Genomic DNA, 13,858 nt, shown 5'->3' on the forward strand with positions numbered 1-13,858 from the left:
TGATTTAATAAGGTTGGCAAGGCTGGTTGATTCGAAGTGATTTGATGCGTTCTTATTTTAAGACAAAGCGGTCCGACCTTTGTCCGGCATTCTACTCCGGCTAATTTCCATTAACTGGCGCGAATACAGCGAACTGTGGCATGACCCTTGCCGCTTCTTGAGAGGTTTCATTCATATTAGAACAACCATACAATGAGAAAGGCCCTGCTTCTTTTATTCTTTTTACCGCTTTTATGCTTTGGTCAAACCGCAACTTATTTTTCCCCCGATGGCAGCGCAAATTTTGGCAAATATCTTTCTTATACCGGCTACAGCGTTAACTTTAGCGGGAATATAAGATTGGTTGAAAAGTTGTACGGCGGTCTCTCAACCGGTGTACTGAAGATGCAGCCCTTTGTTGATAAATTAACTGTGCCGCTTTCGGCAAGAATTACATTTTTTACGGCCAGTGATGAAACGCAAATCGCTCCATTCGGTTTGTTTGAAGTGGGCAAGTTGTTTTATTCGCAAGACAATTATGGTAACACAAGTTCGCAAACCATGGAAGGACGTCTGAGCTTTTTTACCGGCGTTGGCGTAAGGCTTACTTCGCAGCAAAGAACGCACTTGTTTTTTGCCCTTGGCTACGCTGGTTACGATTACGATCTTGTGTCGAAAACCGGACAAAATGCGACTACTTCTTCAAGGCCGTACAATTTCCGCCGCATTGCGCTGAAGCTTGGCTTGATGCTTCCGCATTAAATTTTACTGTGTATTTATGCATTGATGCTTTGAGCCGAATATCTTTCTGCCGGTTGCTGCTTTGTGTTGTATCGCCATAAACAAGCGGCGTTAGGAGGTACCCAAGAGATTTTATCCAGGCACTTTACCTTTATCCATATCACAAAAACTTATACGTTGCCCGGTCAACGGCGCTTTAGAGAGCAGCTAATCTGTTCGCGCTGCAAGGGAAAATAGCAGAAACAGAAAGCCCAATCGGCGGTTCATGGTCTCAATTTAGTTTTCGCAAACGGTTGGGAGAAAGTGAGGGGAATCTATACAAAATAAGGGCGATAGATTTAACGAGAATGTAAAGAAGAGATACGGCCCTTTTTCCCATCTTTGCGGGCATGATAAAATTTGGTACAAGAGTGGTGTGCACCAACGATGTTTTCACAGAAGAACAAAAGGCAATGATACCAAGCCGCCCGGTGCTTGATCAGCATTACACAGTTGACGAGGTACTCATTACCCGCAGGGGCAAAGCTGTAACGCTTGTAGAACTGGATAATCCCTCTCTTCCTCATCCCACTGGCCTCGGAACCTTTGTCCCTTCCTTCGACGTCAACAGGTTTCGTGAGCTGAATGAAATGCCAGAAGAAGTCGTAAAAGAAGCGTTGCAAGAAGCAATTTAAATGATTATAAAGCCGGATGCAACCTGAAAATGTTCACGGTTGCGACCCGGACTGGATTTAAATCAGGACATCCCGCATTTACTCAGAGAAATTTATAGACCTTTGACTATTGGATAGGCCTCTGACTTCAAAGGGTTTCTACCCCTCATAATGGTAAACACATTAAATTCTAAGCAGCAGCCTATCCTTTTTATTAAGCCAGAATAGATTTCTTTGTAATCGTCCTCACGATCAAATTCTGACAACGATAAAGATCCGCTTTTGCTTTTACTGCCCACCTGCTATCTTGCCGTGGTACTCAATTATGAAAGGTTTTTCTTCCGCATTTTCAGCGAAGTTTTTGCCTTCATTTACTATTTAGCAAATTATTTTTAAAGAGAAGCAGTTCACACCCTCTTGGTTTGTTCTTTTCGATGTAGCCTGAAAGGATAAAAGCCCAAAACCACGCCTCATAAGCGTATTGCAGCATTGGTGTAATCAAGTTGGCGGACAAGGGTGTTGGTTTGAAAGCAGACGTCCCTTTTGTTCACCCATACAGAAAAATCTTGTCCGGAGGACTCGCATTTCCTCCGCCCCTTGTATACTGCAAAAACTGCAGAAGTTTGCTTGCCGACGTATAAAAAAGGTAGTTGTAAAAGGGAAGGCAGCTCAGTTAAAACGGCAGCGGAATGTTCGCAAGGTAAGGGCTGAGTAGGTCGGTGGAATCAAAGGGCATGAGCTCGGTGATGTAATTGTAATTTACGTGGTAAAACACTTCAACGTAAAAGCTACCCAATTGATAAAGCAGGACCTTAAACTTGGGCAAGTCGCGTCCGGCAACGCAAACAGCTTGTTCGGTAAGGGCGCTTAGCCGCTCCGCATATGGCAACAATGTAAATTCTTCCACCGTCATGCAAATTGAATTTTTAGTTGGGCGCATTTGGCAACCACGAAAACATTGGATTGTGATTAGCAGCAGAATCGGTGGTGGGTGTTTTCGGGCAGGATAGAGGTGTATTGATCGGAATTCCCGTTGCAAAGGAACAATGCGCATCCTGTATATGCAAGAGCCGGAACTAAAAAAGATAAAAAGGAATAGTCCAGTGAACTGTTTGTGTTTTCGCAGCAAAAAGCCCTCGTAGAAACGAAGGCCTGAGAAAAATCCAATATCCTATGAAAAACCTGCCGCAAAGATGGGCGTTGCATTAAAAAAAACAATCCGGGGATTCTCCCCGGTACAGCGGGAAAATTCACGGTAGTAACCATCCGTTTTGGGAACAAAAGCCTTCGTAAAAAACAGGAGCTGGTCTAAAAACAACTGCGCAATAAGGGAAAGAATTTGAAGATAATAATTGCATGTTGCCGGTAACGAATTTTCTAAAATCTTCTTGTCTGCAGTTGTTTTGTCCTAAACACAATTAAGACAACGGCAATCGGTGCGGGTACCTTTCAAGCAAATGTGCTTGCTCGCCTTGCAGCATTTTTATGGCAGCGGCGTTTTTCTTCACGTTGTTTAAATCAATTACCGAGCATTGAACAAGATTAATAGGCGACCGTGAAAACCTCCAAAATGATTAAAAGGATACCGATGATAATTGCGTGGTTGCTGCGATAGCGGTGAGGCTTCCTGAGGCCCCTGTCAAAGAAAACTACGCTGCTCAACAAAAACAGGCAGGCCAAGAAATACTTCATCAGTTCGTGTTTTGGTGTGTGCAATTTAAAGACGAGGTAAATGGTCATTACAAAAGCAGGTAAGACCAAAAGCGAAGCGCTTGGTTTAATCAGGGCTTAGACTCCGCAGGAAAAGACTTTAAACGAAAAGCCCCTGTAAAAACAGGCTGCTTCTAAGTCACTTTATTTCAGGAAAGCCGTCGCAGGTTTTTCATCCTTCTCTGCTGTAGTTTATTTTTTACCGGCTAACGAGAGGAAATTGTTTTTTCAATCTCGCTTTTCAAGTCCGGTGTAACGGCACTTAATTCGGGTTCGAAGCAAATGCCGTTTTTTGATTTTGAATTGGGTGAAAGCGTTACGTCAAGATAACCTCCCTCGGAATTAATTCTGTCGGCAAACGGTTTGTACTTCGCTTGTATTTCTTTTGCATAAGAAAGAAGATCTTCCCTTTTAAATTGACCTTCGTCGAGGCGGTAAGGCTGGCCGTTGTGCCAATATTGTACTCTAATTTCACTCATGATGCGGCATAATTTTAAATTGATTAAAAAATAGGGAAGGCTATTTACCCTCTTCGATGTAAGAATTTTTGTTTGCGTTTTCAATCACCGTGTCCATGCCCTGTAAAAGCAAATTTGCCTTCAGCAGGGTAGTTTTCATCTTGTAGGCCACCTCCGACGACGGTGCCAGTTCGCTGTACACGTCGCGTTCTTTTTTTGATGCGTTTGAAGCCACGCAGCCAACGACAAGGCCTGCGAAAAAAACTAGCGGCAGAGAGTAGTCTTTAATTCCTCGTTTTGCTGGATGCAATGGTATCCAACGAAGTTTTTGCCCCGCCCGACTCCCTGCATCACCGGTTAATGTCTCGAGTGCTTCTGCCGTAGGCTCGCTGTTGTGAATGCCGTTTGCGACGTGTGCTTGTTTCCCATTCAAGGGAACCGCTTCTGCGCCTCTGAAATATATGGCCATAAACCATTTTTTAATTGTCAACAGCTTTCATCTGTGGGTGGTGTTGTATCAAAGTGCTTAGGCGAACAATCCGATTAAAAAAGCAAAAGAAGTAAGGTCAACAGCAATCCTTTCAAAAGGGAGGAATCGGCAAGGGCAGGATTGTGAATGCTTGCGATTAAGAAATCAAATGCACTTCGTTAAAAGTACACAAAGTAACGCAACAACCAAATCATCCTGGTTTGTTCGCAAAAAATGAAATCGCTACTCAATGTCTACATTCCTAAGCGTAACAGCGCATCGGGTGGAGCATAGCGGACAAAGGTCGAACGAGTTATTACTGGACTTAGTGATATTATCCTATTTAATGAGTTGATTAATATTTATTTAGAGTTTCGGGGCTCACCTTGAAGGTGGTTCGAGCTTTGTCTCCCATTCTATCCGGGTGAATTTGGAGCCTTTGATATATTGAAGGTCAATGCACTCAAGTTGTGTTGATAACAGTACGGCAAAAGCCAGTCTAATAGTTTCGAACTAACCAAGATTTTTGAACGCTTTTTTTCGAATTGTTTAATTGGCTGTATTGAGTTCTCTTATGCTTTGCGTTGCGGTTTGCCACAGACCTGTGCATTCCATTTCGCCTTCGCTTGTACGTACAAAAGCAATACGAGTCCAAACCCTATTGTAAGATAGAGCGCCGCTTGAACGCATTCAAACCCACGGTGACAGAGGAAGCTTAGCAAAGTATCAACTCGATCTTGTTAACCTTTTCGGCTCAATATCACGCCATCGCCAACATTGGCCAACTCTCGATGGCCGCCGCTGTCAGTCGTTTGTTTGCTTACCAAGAAGTTTACTTGCACTAACCACAATCAATGGTTTGTACTGACGACCATCATTGAAAATACATATTCAACAATCTATATTCGAATTCGCAAAGTTGATCAATCCCTTCCGAAACAAAACTTCTTAATCCCGCTCTGTTTAAATGCCGGTGCTGCTTTCTTAAAACCATCATTAAAACCTACAATGATGAAACATTATTCAATTCTATGGGCAAAACCGCCCAAACCGCTGCTTATGCCGGTTCTCCTTGTTATGGCTGGCGTTTTCCTGCTTCCGCCGAAAACTTTCAGCCAGCAAAAGCAAACAATTGAAAAGGCCGAATGCAAGATTGCTTATGACGGTAAATCCTACCAGCTTAAACCTACGGACGGCGGCTACTTTCAGCGGCTCGACGGTGTGCAGCCCAACAGCGTACTGCCTATTGAAGTAGCATATCCCGATGCAAAAGCCGGGGAAAAAGTAGTAGCGCAGGTACTGGATGGCGGCAAACTGGATGAAGGCGTTTTTGTAAAAGCCATTTCCCTGGATGCAGACAAAAAATGTGTGTTCAACTTTACTACAACGGACCAATTGGGCTTGTTTCGGGTTTTGCTAACCAATGGTTTTGACGAAAAAGTGATACAGGTATGGGTGAACGGCACTGCGCACCAATATCACCGAACTGCCGCAGACTCCAGTAGCTGCCCGCTTTGCGGGAACAACAAAAAGAACAGATGTATACCCTGTGAAGAGGAAGGCATTAACCTTTTTGACCCTTATAACGGGAATGTTACCCGTGCCATGCGTGATTTGGAAATATGGGGAGCTGTGGGAGAAATTCCGATGGTAATGACAAGGCATTACAACAGCCGTGACATTCCCCGTAGCTGGCAACCAGCCTTTAACTACCTGCTTTTTGATGCCGGGACAAATTCATCCGGGCAGGCAAAAATAGACCTGCATTACCCGGATGATGATGCGACCACTACTTTTACCCAGAGTACTTCAGACCCCACAAAATGGTTGCCTCTACCGGGGGTAGATAGCCGTCTTTTTCAATATGGCAATGACTTTTACCTGCAACTGGCTAACGGTCACCGTTACCGGTTTGAGAAAGTCGTGATTGGAACGGCAACGCATTTTTTTCTTCGCGAACTCCGCGACCAGTTCCAGAATGTTTATACCGTTACTTACGACAATATCAACTACAAAAAACGGATTACAGAGCCGGCCGGAAGGTATTTGGAGATCACCTTTTCGCCACGAACACAGATAAGCGACCCGCTGCAGGCAATTACCAGCGATGGGCGCAGCTTACACTACAACTACGATACGGTAAGCGATGGTTTGCTCCAGCATATCCGGTTGCGCTCAGCAGCCTATGGAGATGGCACGCAGGCGCAATACGAGTACAGCCAGATTGCTCCTGGGATGAAATTCGATCTGGCACATGCTGTTGATCCCCGCCTGAATAATGAAGCCACCAATATGCGATACAGCTATGCCGGAAACGGTGTGGGGATTGCCGGCATTATTCACCAGGAAAAAAATGGCCTAACCGGCCAAGTGATGGCTACGCTGGATGCAAGTGGCGACGACAGAAAGGTACTGTACGCCAATGGCAGTATTCATACGATCAACATGCCGGACAGCCTGGCGGGTTCCGTTAACAAACGCACCGATGGCGCGAGGGCTACCACACAATATACCTATGACGACAATGGACTGGGATTTCTGCAAACGGTTACCGATGCCTTGGGTAGAACCACTACTTATAATGCGAAAACCATCTATGGCAATCCTTTGAAAATTACTTATCCTGATGGCAGCACGGAAGAATGGACAAGAGATACGCTGGACCTTGTGCTCACCTACAAGGATCATCTGGGAAGGATGACCACTTACACCCGCGACATCCGGCACCGGCCAACCCGGATTGATTATCCCGACGGAACCTTTGAAACCTTCACCTATAACAATTTTAGCGAGGTGCTGGATCACCGCCGGAAAAACGGCTGTACAGAACATTTCGCTTACAATGCCACTGGTCTTAAAACCAGCTTTGCGGATTGTGCAGGAAATGTAACTGCTTACGCATACGATGCAGCCGACCGTCTGGCGCAAGTAACCGATGCAAGAGATAACACTACCAAATATGAATACAACGAAAGAGGCCTGCTGACAAAGATGATCAATGCTGATAACAGCTTTAAAACTTATACCTATGATGCTTTTGGCAACCGCCTGACGGAAACCAATGAACTGGGCAAAACATGGTCAACTTCTTACGATGAATTTAAACGGCCAAAGACAAAGAAAGATCCGCTAAACAGAATGACCACTTACTCCTACGACCTGCCGGGCGGCGTTTGCGGCTGCAGCCATGAAAAGAATACTCCTACCAAGATTACGTTGCCCAGTGGCAGAATGACCACTTATACCTATGATGTGGAGTGGCGAAAGATTGGCGAAATGGTTGGTGCAGGTTCAGCCGATGCCGCTACAACCAGTTATCAATACAATTTGAAAGGCAACCTTGACACAATAGTTGATCCTCGAGGTAGATTGTGGAAGAAAGAATACGACACAAGAGACCGGCTGAAAGCAGACGTTGATCCCCTGAACCACCGCACCGAATACACATACGATGCAAAGGGAAATCAACTAACATTAAGACGGGCTGATGGCGGTATATCCAACTATACCTACGACGTGATGGACCGCCGGATAAAAGAGGTTGACCCAAAAGCGCAGCAAACACAATGGGCTTATGATGCGGAGGGCAACATGATCAAGCTCACGGACCCTAAAGGCAATGAATACAACTTTTCGTATGATGTTTTGAACAGGAAAACGAAGATGATTTACCCGGCGGGAAGCTTTGAGCAATATGCCTACGATGCCGTCAGCAACCTGGCTACTTACCGCAACCGCAGAGGGGATGTGAGGACTTATACTTACGACAACCGCAACCGTGAAATTTTAAGCGACTGGAGCGACGCCACACCGGATGTTAGTAAAACTTACGATGCGGCCAGCCGGATTACCCGAATCGCCAGTTCTGTAAGTGATATGCAATACACTTACAGCGATGCCAACGAAGTGCTGCTCGAAAGCACCAACGTGACAGGCACGGGGCCAAAAGTGGTTTCGTATTCGTACAATGCCGACGGGCTAAGAAGTATCTTAATTGAACCATCGGGGCTATGGGTTAATTACGATTATACCGGCAGAAACCAGATGTCCACGATTGGTACGTTAACGACACCGTGCATTGCAAGCTACACGTATGATCTTAACGGGAACAGGATTGGTAAAGTACTGAACAACGGAACCAACACGCTTTACACGTACAACGATGACAACAACCTGCTAAGCCTCGATAACCGCAAGGGAACTGTCTCTTTTGCAAAATACAATTATGACTATGATGCAGTACACCGGCGGAAATACGTGCAGTATGATAACGCCAATGGTGATGTATATGCTTACGATCCCATTGACCAGGTAACTGATGTAAAATACAATGTGACCAATCCCGATGGCACACCCGGCGCACCGGCAAGAGCAGTGAACTATCTGTGGGATCCGGCGGGTAACCGCACAACCGTTACCGACAACAGTGTGCCGACCAATTATCTAACCAATATCTTAAACCAGTACACAGCCGTTGGTGCTAACCCGGCAACCTATGACGCTAACGGAAACCTGGCAACTTATAACTTCTGGACCTATACCTACGATGCACAGAACCGCCTGATTAGAGCAGAACAAGGGCCAAGTGTGATCGAGTTCCAATACGATGGACGGAACCGCTGCGTAAAGCGAAGCTCCTTTGGTAACCCAGTTTATTACTACTACGACGGTTGGAGCTTGATTGAAGAAAGAGATGGATCAGGTGCAGTTATAAACAGTTATCTGAATGGCGACAGGATAGATGAAATTATTTCAAAGACATCGCCTGCCAATACGGTTTATTACCATTATAATGGACTGGGTAGCGTGGTGCGGTTAACAGATAATGCCGGAAATGTGGTTGAGAAATATAATTATGATGTATTTGGAGCAGCAACAATTAAAAATGCTGCAGGCACTGTTATTCCTTTCAGCAACTATAGCAACCGCTTCATGTTTACTGGTAGAGAATACATTTCACAGGTTGACTTGTATGACTACCGAAATCGAATGTACCACCAAACCTTAGGAAGGTTTATGCAGACAGATCTAATAAGGTTTGATGCAAATGATTATAATCTTTATAGAATTGCTAAAAACAATACTGTGAATGTTTCTGACCCGACAGGATTAGTGCCACCAGACATGTTGTGTGAAGTTGACCATTCTTCAACTTTTTGGAAATGGCCTTCTACATTACCATTTAATGATATGAGTTACTACGGGCAAGCTCTACAAGCATTTGAAAATGCTTATACTAGCAAGTTTTGGGTCGAATTCAGTCAGAAGTGTGCATCCTTTACATGTGAAGATAAACAATGCAAATGCGTCTTGGTTAAGGTCGAGACCACCGACGCTGATTGTTACCGGTATTACGACGGTAAAGAAGATTTATGGCGTTGCAGTGGAAATTTTAGGCCCAAATGTGCATGTAAAAAATAATCTAAACGATCTCTCTTCCTTCCCCTTAAATCGCACCTTACAAAGGCTCTGAGTAGGCGGGCAGACCCATCGAAAAACACACAACTCCACCAATCCCAACCCCACGAAACAAAAACTAATTCAATCATAACAAAACGCCTCAACATGAAATACTTTTTAATTAGCTTAATAATTTTTTTGCTCGGTAGCAGCAAATCCATAGCACAATCCTGTGCGGGTGGCCCGCCTATTACCTGTAGCAATGGCAAGGTCATCAGCCCTTCGGTGCAACCGCCAACGGGTGTCAGCCTTGTTTCTTCCACCTGTTCTACCATGGTCGTTAAGTGGAATGGTATTGCCAACCAGGAGTACGCCGTAAACGCCATTTACAACAACGCCACAACCCATACAATGGATAGCATCTCTGCAACCGCCATCAACTGCGATGCGGCCAACAATTGCACGGCCACCATCCCTGTTACAGCCGGCAGCAAATACACGGTCAGCGTACAGGCAAAACAGACCATCGGCACTTGTCCCTTTTACAGCTATGCCGCTATTCGTGTAATGGATTATCCCCTGGCTGCCTGCAATGGCAATGGAGTAACATTCAGCGGGAAAGTATTGTTGCAGGGAGCATACAACACCGGCACGGGCCAGATGAACAACGACCTCAACACACTGGGCATCTTACAAACCTATGCGGTTACACAACCTTACAACAGTGCTGGCTTTAACTACGCTGGCACAGAAGCCGTCGGCGTTGGTTTCTTTGCTGCGCATCCTTCAATTGTCGATTGGGTGCTCATTGAGTTAAGAGATCCCAACGCACCATCCTCGGTTGTTGCCAGAAGAGCCGCTTTTGTTACACAAGATGGAAGCCTCGTAGAAACAGACGGCAGCAACAACCAAATCAGTTTTGCCAACATTGCTTCGGGGGCTTACTACGTTACCGTCAGGCACCGTAATCATCTTGCCATTCGCAGCGCAGAAGCGGTGGATTTTACGGCCGGTGCAGGCAGCTATGATTTCACCACCGCGAATTACAAGAGCTTCAGCAATCAACCCTATCCTTCACCGGTGCAGGTGGGCACGGTGTGGTGCATGAGGGGCGGCAATGCGTTGAGTACTTCGGTGGTAAAATATTCCGGTCCCAACAACGACCAGAACCAGATACTCAACAACAAATTGGGTGGTTCGCTGTCGCTCACCATCAGCAATGTATATGCACCGGAAGATGTAAACATGAACGGCAACATCAAGTGGAACGGGCCGGGCAACGACCAGAATTTCTTGCTCAATACCGTGCTATCCGGTTCGCTCAGCACGCAGTTGGTGGAACAACAGTGAGAGCAATTGGCAATAAGCAATAAGCAATGGGCAAATTAGGAGTTTCGGTACTGAAGGCTTTTGGCCGGATATAAAAGATGACTACTGTCGTGAAAAGGATAAAACACTTAAAAAACAATCGTTATGAAAAAGATATTGATTCCGCTTTTCATCATCCTTGCGTGGCCGGCCTGGAGCCAACCCAAAATGCAGGGCACCATCAAACCCGGAACGGCCGCCGGCGTTCTGGAGATTTACCTGAAGCCTTCCGCATCGTTTTCGCAAAAAGACGAAGCGATGACCTTTTCGCTGGCCATACCGGCCAGTGCCCAACCGGCGCCTTCCCTGGGCTCATCGGGTGTTGGGGCCAACGGTGTCGGCCTTGTGCCCGGCATAACGGGGCTTCGTCCCAATTTCCTGGTGAACAACTTGGGTAGCACCGCACGGGAAGTTGTGGTTTCGCAGGAAAACATTGGCGGCGTTTCCCACTACATCTACACCTTTATTTTTGCCGGAACGGCAAACGCTGCACACGATTGGACGGCGGATGTTGAACAGTTAATCTTTCGCATTGCACTCGAAGGCTGCACCGCCGGTTGCGGTGTCAGTGCCGTCAAGATGGTCAGTCTGCCGGGCGGTGGCCAAACGCAAAATGCCTATTGGTATTTTCAGCCCAATACGTTGGGCGACATTACAAACTATCCTGCGCCTTTTTACGCCAACACGCATACGGGCCCGCCGCTCAACGGCGGAAGCGGCAACGGTGAAGCACTTTCAATAATTCAACTTGCCATACCCCTGCCTGTTTTGCTGCAACGATTTGACGCCGCGGAAAAGAAATGCAACGTAACCTTAACCTGGCAAACGGCACAGGAAATAAACACGGCTTACTACGGCGTTGAACGAAGCCTGAATGCGCAGGACTATGATGAAATTGGCCGGGTGACGGCTTCCGCAGGCAAGCTGTATAGCTTTGTAGACAAAAACAATCCCGCAGGAAAAATTTTTTACCGGCTGCACATTGTTGATAAGGACGGGAAATATGCCTACAGTCCGGTGCGGGAAGTTTTCAGCAATTGTGCGGGAACCGCAGACGTGATGGTGTATCCAAACCCGGCGAAAAACACCATCAACGTTGTGTTACCTGAAGGGATGAAAACGGCAAGGATAACCTTGCTCAATGCGGAAGGCAAAACAGTCCTCATTAACGAAGGGGGAGAGAGTAAACGCATAATTGTTGTAAACGGGTTAGCGGCTGGCGTTTACACAGTGCAGGTAAGGGGCATTGACAACACTGTTAAAAACGTGAAAGTTGCGCTTGAGTAAAGAGCAGGAGTTAAGACGAACTATATAAGTCCAATTCAAAATCGCCGGAAATAACGACGTATGTTATTTCCGGCGATAACACGAGTGGAAGTAAGACGCAAAAGCCGAACTCTATTAAGTTCGGCTTTTCAAAGTTGGTGGAAGAAAGAGCGGACAAAGGTCGAACCGGTTATTAGAGCGTTTAATCATATTATTCAAACTAATTGATTGGTTTTAAACTGTTCAACAGTTATAAGCTTTTATTGAAGGTGGTTCGACCTTTGTCCGGTATTCTGTCTTGTCGGTTTTTACCTTCCGCTTGTCGAAGGTTTGCTTTCTCGATTTACATGGATACAAGAACTTTTAATGGGTGGGACGTACACGAAATAAATAAAACATTCGTGCCCTTTTGGTCAGCAATTATTTCCAACGCAACGAGCAAAAGCAACGACGTTTTTCGGGTCAACCCGTAGGTGCAGCTACTTGCTTTACAAACGGCTGGACATTGCTAACACCAGCGGTTACTCGATACCGGTTTCGGTGTCTCATAACTTTGCATCGGTACACTGCTGACGGTGTAAAGTGTTTCAATGCTCTCCTCTGATAACCCCGCTACTGGCTTTCTTTTTGACCTCCCTTTGCTGGTGAGACCTCTCCCCGTATCGGTAACCTGAAATCATTTAGCGCCAACGTAATTCTTGGCTCAACGTTCGTAATCACCTTTAAAAACCGATCCAAGCCTTCATGAAATTGCGCGGTCATCATGAAATGGCTTTTCGCATCGTTCTTTCACCCTCATTCTATTTTGTCCCATCTCAAACGTGCCAGAAAATGTCAGCAGAACCTGATGAAAAACAAACTCACTTTACGTATTACCACTGAGTTTGAAAAACCATGTTTCTTACTGAAAAAAAGAATCCAATTACAAAGTTGTTTTGCAGTCTTGTATTAGGAACCTTGTGATGAAAGACGCGACAGTGGTTCTTCTCGTTAGACTAAAAATTTTTCAAACAATACGTAGTTGCTTCGACAGGTTTACGACCTGTTTGAAAATGGTTTGCTCGTTCATCTTATTCATTTTAAAAACAAAACATCGTGCTTCTTTTTCAGCCAAACAGCTTTTACATCAAGACGTTTCTTGTCGTCCTTACGGTTTCATTCCTCTCCTGTAAAAAATCGACCGACGCTCAACAACAGGATGACCTTTACAAGAACTCCCTCTCAACGTCAATACCGGCAGCCTTAAAAGGCGGCTTGTGGTTCTGGGGCAGCATTGGACCTGTTTCTTATTACGACCGTGACGGCCACGAGGTAGGCAACGGAACAGAAGCGGCAAGACAATACAATTTTACCGAGGTGCAAGGGCAGGGACGATTAGAGTTTACGCAATACCTCGGCCTTCGCAATGCTTCCAATTGCGTTACGGAAATCTATACCACGAAGAAAGGAACCGTTGTCTTTGAAGGCGTCGACAAGCTCACGTTTTATCCCGTGGAAGGCAATTTTAAAACGGTGAAAAAAGGCTGCTCCGAAAACGGTACCACCACACGCAAAGCAGAAGGGGCTGACCTGAAGCCGGAAACGTTGCTGTGGGAGATTGATAAATCTTCGGGTAAGCCGCTGCTTTACATCTACAACAGCACCGACACGGCTAAACAAAACCCCGTGTTCGTGTACAGCTTTGCGCAATAAAGCGAAGCCGATAAAGCGGCTCGTTCAACCGTTCTACGTAGTTCTACCGATTTTGAAAGAGCCGCTTTACTACGCATAAAAATTAGTCGTGCGCAAAATTTCTTTGCACCGTTAACTGATCC

Annotated in this window: 9 protein-coding genes; 6 read left to right on the plus strand and 3 right to left on the minus strand. The window is 45.7% G+C overall.

The features are described 5' to 3' along the window. The first annotated feature begins 192 nt into the window (after positions 1-192). Entirely contained in the window at positions 193-741 is a 549-nt protein-coding gene (locus tag FSB75_RS19160) for a hypothetical protein (protein WP_146790775.1), read from the plus strand. Positions 742-1,109: 368 nt separating this feature from the next. After that, positions 1,110-1,394 (plus strand): hypothetical protein, encoded by a 285-nt coding sequence (locus FSB75_RS19165; protein ID WP_146790777.1) that lies wholly within the window; start codon positions 1,110-1,112, stop codon positions 1,392-1,394. Between the two features lie 652 nt (positions 1,395-2,046). On the opposite strand, the gene FSB75_RS19170 is transcribed toward FSB75_RS19165, so the two are convergent. The 3 genes from FSB75_RS19170 to FSB75_RS19180 all read right to left on the minus strand — a co-directional run bounded on the left by FSB75_RS19170 (position 2,047) and on the right by FSB75_RS19180 (position 4,010). Then, complete coding sequence (locus tag FSB75_RS19170; RefSeq protein WP_146790779.1) at positions 2,047-2,286, minus strand: hypothetical protein; 240 nt, start codon at positions 2,284-2,286, stop codon at positions 2,047-2,049. Positions 2,287-3,289: 1,003 nt separating this feature from the next. Continuing rightward, positions 3,290-3,562, minus strand: a complete 273-nt coding sequence (locus FSB75_RS19175) for a hypothetical protein (RefSeq protein WP_146790781.1) — start codon at positions 3,560-3,562, stop codon at positions 3,290-3,292. Between the two features lie 40 nt (positions 3,563-3,602). Then, on the minus strand, positions 3,603-4,010 hold the full coding sequence (locus FSB75_RS19180) for a hypothetical protein (RefSeq protein ID WP_146790783.1): 408 nt from the start codon (positions 4,008-4,010) through the stop codon (positions 3,603-3,605). Between the two features lie 1,059 nt (positions 4,011-5,069). Between FSB75_RS19180 and FSB75_RS19185 the strand changes: the two genes are divergently transcribed. The 4 genes from FSB75_RS19185 to FSB75_RS19200 all read left to right on the plus strand — a co-directional run bounded on the left by FSB75_RS19185 (position 5,070) and on the right by FSB75_RS19200 (position 13,736). Beyond that, positions 5,070-9,431 (plus strand): RHS repeat protein, encoded by a 4,362-nt coding sequence (locus tag FSB75_RS19185; protein ID WP_172623228.1) that lies wholly within the window; start codon positions 5,070-5,072, stop codon positions 9,429-9,431. A gap of 144 nt (positions 9,432-9,575) precedes the next feature. Beyond that, positions 9,576-10,760: a hypothetical protein gene (locus tag FSB75_RS19190; protein ID WP_146790788.1), complete on the plus strand. Its 1,185-nt coding sequence runs from the start codon at positions 9,576-9,578 to the stop codon at positions 10,758-10,760. A gap of 123 nt (positions 10,761-10,883) precedes the next feature. Continuing rightward, a complete protein-coding gene (locus FSB75_RS19195) occupies positions 10,884-12,065 on the plus strand; it encodes a T9SS type A sorting domain-containing protein (protein ID WP_146790790.1) in 1,182 nt (393 codons plus the stop codon). A 1,074-nt stretch (positions 12,066-13,139) separates the two neighbouring features. Beyond that, the gene (locus FSB75_RS19200) at positions 13,140-13,736 is read left to right on the plus strand and encodes a hypothetical protein (RefSeq protein ID WP_194162065.1); all 597 of its coding nucleotides are present in this window, start codon (positions 13,140-13,142) and stop codon (positions 13,734-13,736) included. Positions 13,737-13,858 lie beyond the last annotated feature (122 nt).

The organism is Flavisolibacter ginsenosidimutans, from assembly GCF_007970805.1.
Lineage (GTDB): Bacteria > Bacteroidota > Bacteroidia > Chitinophagales > Chitinophagaceae > Flavisolibacter > Flavisolibacter ginsenosidimutans.